Origin of the sequence: Rhizobium sp. Root483D2, from assembly GCF_001426685.1 — a bacterium.
In the GTDB taxonomy this organism is placed as follows: domain Bacteria; phylum Pseudomonadota; class Alphaproteobacteria; order Rhizobiales; family Rhizobiaceae; genus Pararhizobium; species Pararhizobium qamdonense.
The window spans coordinates 183,401-185,649 of sequence record NZ_LMFB01000015.1 but is presented as its reverse complement, the minus strand read 5'-3'; the positions used below and the strand labels follow the sequence as shown (position 1 = coordinate 185,649).

Sequence of the window (2,249 nt, the reverse complement as noted above, 5' to 3'; positions counted from 1 at the left end):
CCCGCCGATGTCTCGATGGTCCACGTCTGGCCGTCATGGCTGGCGGAGATGACCGCGTGGCGCTCGCGGATCTCAGTGCCGTTGCGGCGCGCGGCCTTCACATAGCCTTGCAGCAGGCTTTCGACCTCGATATCCCAGAAATTGGGATCATAAAATGCTGCTGCCGCATAGCCTGGTTTCAGGATCGGCAACCGGGCAAGCATGTCTTCTTCATCAAGCAGCTCGAGTTCAGGCGTGAAAGCAAGCTCGGCGCGGAACATCTCGTCAAGGCGCGTGGCTTTTTCAGCGCTGGCGATCATCACGCCGCCGCGTTGCTTCAGAAGCGGGATGTCCGAAAATCCCTCCGGCGGCGTGTCGAAGAAAGTCTTGGCGAGGGTGGCGAGGCCGCAGATCTCGGGCGCATTGTAACGCAGCACGAATTCGGCGGCGGAGCGGCCGGTGCTGTGATAGCCGAGCGCCGTTTCCCGTTCGAGAACCATGACGGAGCGATGCGGGCTGAGGAAATGAGCAAGTGACAGGCCGGCAATGCCGCCGCCAATGATCGCCACGTCGAATGTCTGCATGTCCGCCTGCCCTTTTGCCCCCGCGATCTCCCATCGCGCAGCCGGACCCTAGACGCAGGATTTCCAATGTTCAAATTTATAGTCTCGAAGCGGACTATCAGGCAGATTGATGCTGACGGCTGTGGTCCAGCGGCTCGGTCTCTGCCACATGGCGCAGGAAAGCGTTTTCCGCAGGATTGAGAATGGCATTGGGGTTGGTGATGCGAAACACATCCGTGGTCGGCAGGAGTTCATACGGCGGCAATTGCCAGAGATCGCCCGCCGCAAGGCCCGGTGCCGCCAGGTGGTCGGGCACCATGCCGATGCCGGTATTGGCCGCGATCAGGCGCAGCACTTCCTCGACATTGCAGGAGACGGCCCGGACCTGCTGGCCGAAGGAACCCATGGCGCGCACGGCAGTAATGGCATTCATGTGCTGGCCGCCGAGAACATCGGCGATGAAAGCAATATAGGGGTCGCCGCGCAGTGCGTTCAGCGCCGCCCCCTTAACGCCGAACAGCCGGTGACCCCGGCCGCAATAGAGCCCGTATTGCTCGCGGATATGAAAAGTCTTGCCGAGCGCGTCGGGAATATTGCCGTCGCAGAGGCCGATGGTGGCGATGTTGCGCTCGACCGCGCTGATGACGCTGACGGTGGTTTCCACGGTGATGCTGAGTGTCACCTTTGGATAGAGCCGGAAGAAGCTTTCAAGCTTGTGGTCCCAGGCCGGATTATGCGCGTGGCTGACGGAATGGATGCTGACATGGCCGGTAATATCGTCGCCTGCGGTTTCCAGCGCATTCGGCAGACGCACCACTGCGGCAAAGATGTCGCGGCATTGGCGGTGCAGCTTTTCGCCCGCCTCCGTCAGATCGAAGCGGCCCGGGCGGCGGTCGATCAATTTCTGGCCGACGGTCTGTTCCAGCCGTTTCAGCGCCATGCTGACGGCGGGCTGCTGCAACAAAAGCCGGTTGGCCGCTGCCGTGATGCTGCCTTCCTCGACCACGACAACGAAGGTGCGCAACAGGTTCCAGTCGAGATTATGGGCGAAACGTTCGAGGCGATTGTCAGGCATGGCAACCCACGATCAGAGGGAGACGAGGCCGGACGGTAGCCGGTTCATGATCTCGTGGCCATCCGCAGTGATCAGCAGCTGATTCTCGATGATCATGCCGCCGGCACCATCGACATACCATGGAGTCTCGAAAGCCAGCACCATGCCCGGCTCAATGATCACATCCGATTGCCGCGACAGGAACGGCCATTCCTCGCTGCCAAGACCGGCGCCCAGCCCATGGCCGAAATGACCGCGCGTGTAGCCAGGAAAGCCCGCCTTGCCCATCGCTTCGGTCGTCACCCGGTGCACCTCGCTCATGGCGATGCCAGGTTTTAACAGCGGCAAGCCGGCGTCATAGGCGGTTTGCAGAGCTGCAAACAGGCTGGCCTGAAGCGTGGAGGGTGTGCCGCATACAAAAGTGCGGCCGGTATCGGATGTATAGCCTGACATCAAACAGCCGACATCGACCTTGATCAGATCGCCGTGCGCGATGATGCCGCCCTTCGTCCACGGATTCTCGCCGACGGAGATATATTCCCAGACCCCGGTGAGGTTCTGAACGTTGCGCAATGCCGCCTCCGCGCGGGCGCCTTTCTCCCAGGTGCTTGCCAGTTCGTCGCGGCTGATGCCGACAGCGATGGTTTCGCGCA

General features: G+C 61.4%; 3 protein-coding genes. All 3 read right to left on the bottom strand.

Annotation, left to right across the window (positions count from 1 at the left end; all coding sequences use genetic code 11):
* Positions 1 to 563 (bottom strand): FAD-dependent oxidoreductase (locus ASD32_RS30680; RefSeq protein ID WP_244490168.1); only part of this gene is annotated, 563 nt, incomplete at its 3' end.
* A gap of 97 nt (positions 564 to 660) precedes the next feature.
* Positions 661 to 1,617, bottom strand: a complete 957-nt coding sequence (locus ASD32_RS13715; RefSeq protein ID WP_060638578.1) for a LysR family transcriptional regulator — start codon at positions 1,615 to 1,617, stop codon at positions 661 to 663.
* A gap of 12 nt (positions 1,618 to 1,629) precedes the next feature.
* Positions 1,630 to 2,249: M24 family metallopeptidase (locus ASD32_RS30260; protein ID WP_200953598.1), on the bottom strand; the 620-nt coding region annotated here is incomplete at its 5' end.

Bases quoted from the DNA above. Each gene is read 5' to 3' on its own strand.
- ASD32_RS13715 (WP_060638578.1), bottom strand. From the start codon at position 1,617: ATGCCTGACAATCGCCTCGAACGTTTCGCCCATAATCTCGACTGGAAC.